1 protein-coding gene is annotated in these 2580 nt (G+C 50.7%); it reads right to left on the reverse strand.

Features of this window, described 5'->3' with window-relative positions:
- Positions 1-321: 321 nt before the first annotated feature.
- Positions 322-1029 (reverse strand): T9SS type A sorting domain-containing protein, encoded by a 708-nt coding sequence (locus tag Q0081_RS31895; RefSeq protein ID WP_409034070.1) that lies wholly within the window; start codon positions 1027-1029, stop codon positions 322-324.
- Positions 1030-2580: the final 1551 nt, after the last annotated feature.

The following is a 2580-nucleotide window of genomic DNA, read 5'->3' on the forward strand; positions in this document are numbered from 1 at the left end:
CTACTCCTGCTGCCAACCTGTGCAAAGGGTCTCCTAATTTTATCAATTTTTCAATCCGAAAGGCTGTATCAAATAAACCAAAATCTCTATGTCTTTTAAATCTCTTCATATACAAATATACTGAATATCAGTCTATTATATAAATTTACTGATTTTTAGAGACGCCCTTACCTCAAAATGAACTATTACCCTTGATTTTTGAACAATAATCGTTTGGTGAAAACGATTATTGGCTTCAGCGATATTTTTCGATAACTTAATAAAACGGGGCTACTTCCATCAGAATCAGCCCCGTCGAATCACGCCTTTCCAACTCAAATTTTACTCCACCTTCACGAACTTCAAGGTCGCTTGCTTCTCAGCGGTATGTACCCGCAAGAAATACATGCCATTCGTAATCTCGCTGACATTTAACTCCTCTTGGTGGGCGTTGGTCTCGGGTACAAAAGCGCGTCGCAACAGCATCCGTCCCGAAGCATCTAGTAGGCTTACGTTTACTTTTTGGCCTTTGGTGTCGGTTACTTTTAGATGCAGGGTTTGAGCCACAGGGTTGGGCATTACTTGGGCAAAGAGCCCGTTATCCGTTGTCCGTTGGCCGTTATCCGCAGCTACTCTGGCTGCGCCCTTACCTACCCCATCTTTGGATTGAATTCTAAACCAAAACTCTTGGTAAGCCAGCACATTGCCTTGCGGCTGACGCGTGGCGGGGAAGATACTGCCCTGCCCCTTCTGATCCCAGTAGCGAATGCCTAATTTGTAAGAACCTTTCGGTAAGCCTACGTCATACAAGTTACCCCCACTACCGTCGTCCAAGAAGAAACCGTAAACAGGGTGATTTTGGGCGTACAACTCGGTGAAACCCGCTCGGTTGGCGTACATCAGATAGGGCGCGTTGTTCTCGTGGGTGTTATAAGAACGTATCACCCCAACTTCAGGGGTTGCCAGCATATCGAAAGTCAATGAACCTGCTGTGCCTAAAGCACAAGCTTCGGCGTGAATTGTCCAGTAACGCGGCGCGGTTTTGTTCATATTCTCCGAATAGTAAATCGTCGGGTTGGCTTGGGTGCTGTATTCCAGCGTTGGCCCTGCATCGGGGGTGATGAACTGACTGCTCCAGGCTGATTTGTCGTTGATAGCTTTGATGCCCGATTGAGATTGACCGATGTTGATGGGGGTGAGGCTAAAAGTCGAAATCCATTCTATGCTGTAAGGTGCACTGGAGGTACTTTCGCAGAAGCCTTTCTGTTGGCACTTAGCCGTGAGGGTTTGCGAGCTTGGATTGTTGGCGTTTAAAGCTAGCACCGTGGCGGTAGAACCATTACTCCAAAGCACGGTAGAACCCTGCGGGCAGTTGGTAAAAAGTAACACTTCCGTTCCCGCACAAACCGAAGTGGATGGATTACTTGAAATCGTCGGAGCAGCCAAAACACCTTGAATAGTTACGTTAGCCGTGGTCTTAAACTCGGCGCAGCCGTTGGCCGCGGCAATGGTTAGGGTCACCAAGTAAGTGCCAGGGGTGCTGGCCGCTAAGTCAATTGCGCCCGTGGTGGCATCAATCACCAGTCCTGCCGTGGAGCTAAACGTACCTCCCGAGCTTCCCGTGCGGGTCACACTGGCTGTGCCGCCGTTGGCGCAATAAGGCGTACCTGAATAGGCAATCGTGGCCGTGGGAGCTGCCGTGATGGTGATGACAGCCGTCGTGGTGGCTGATTGGTTACAAGTGTCAGTATAGGCGTATTGGACCAAGTAAGTCCCTGGCGTAGTAGCCGCTAAGTTGACCGCACCTGTACTGGCATTGATAGAAAGACCCGTGGCATCGGTGCTATAAACCCCACCTGCGGGTGCGGTAACCGTAACCGTAGCCGTACCGCCGTTGCTACAATAAGGATTACCGTTGTAAACAATAATACCGCCAACGATGCGGGTAAGTACGGTAACAGTGACTGAACCACCTTGAACTTGACCACAATTATTGTCGTCTTTGACACTCAATAAAGTATAAGTGGATGCACCCGTAGTATTGGGGGTTACACTGACCGAATTACCATCAGTAGTCTTGACGGTCGTAGGAACGCCATCCCCTATTTTATAGGTAAAGGTGTAGGGGGCTGTGCCGTTGGCGCCCGTGAAAGTAACCGTTGGAAGACAAACTGTACCAGAAGTGGCAATGATCGCCGTGGGCGCGGGATTGACCGTAATGCTTCCTGTGGCATTCACCGTACCGCAGCCGCCCGTTAATGGGATGCTGTAGCTGAAGGTGCCCGATGCGGTGGGCGTACCGCTAATGCTAATCACATTCGCTGCCCAGGCCGCACTTACGCCGGCCGGTAATCCGGTCGCGGTGCCGATGCCGGTAGCACCAGTGGTGGCATGCGTGATATTGGTTAAGGCCGTATTGATACAAAGTGTTGGTGTGGAAGAGGCTGCACCTGCTGTTTTGTTTGGGGTAACCGTAATCGTTCCCGTGGCATTGACCGAACTGCAGCCGCCCGTTAATGGGATGCTGTAGCTAAAGGTGCCCGATGCGGTGGGCGTACCGCTAATGGTAATCACATTCGCTGCCCAGGCCGCACTTACGCC

It is taken from the genome of Runella sp., assembly GCF_027484545.1.
Lineage (GTDB): Bacteria > Bacteroidota > Bacteroidia > Cytophagales > Spirosomataceae > Runella.

Coding starts and splice junctions, on each gene's coding strand:
- Q0081_RS31895 (WP_409034070.1), bottom strand. CDS start 1,029: ATGAACAAAACCGCGCCGCGTTACTGGACAATTCACGCCGAAGCTTGT.